Source organism: Rhizobium centroccidentale (genome assembly GCF_030182565.1).
Classification (GTDB): Bacteria; Pseudomonadota; Alphaproteobacteria; order Rhizobiales; family Rhizobiaceae; genus Rhizobium.
The window spans coordinates 1-276 of record NZ_JAQJCG010000077.1 but is presented as its reverse complement, the minus strand read 5'-3'; the positions used below and the strand labels follow the sequence as shown (position 1 = coordinate 276).

Below are 276 nucleotides of genomic sequence, written 5' to 3'. Positions count from 1 at the left end.
GACGCCGACGATGTCGATCGGCAATGCACCGATCTTCCAGCGGTAGAGCAGGTCGTTGAGGCAATGGCCGAAGCGCGACACCATCAGCAGCACCTTCATGCGCTTCTTGGCATCGTGGAACTCGACGTCCATGGCGAACTTCTCGGCGATCGGCTTGAAGCCTTCGACGAGCGCTGCCTGGCCCACACCTTCTTCCGAGATGAAGGAGACGCGCATGAAGAACATGCCGGTGTCGAGATCGTCGAACTGGCTGGAGTCGACGATGTTGCAGCCCTC

At 59.8% G+C, this 276-nt stretch carries 1 pseudogene; it reads right to left on the bottom strand.

The window, feature by feature from the left end:
* Positions 1-276: pseudogene (gene purU, locus PH562_RS30700) on the bottom strand (formyltetrahydrofolate deformylase); the annotation flags it as partial.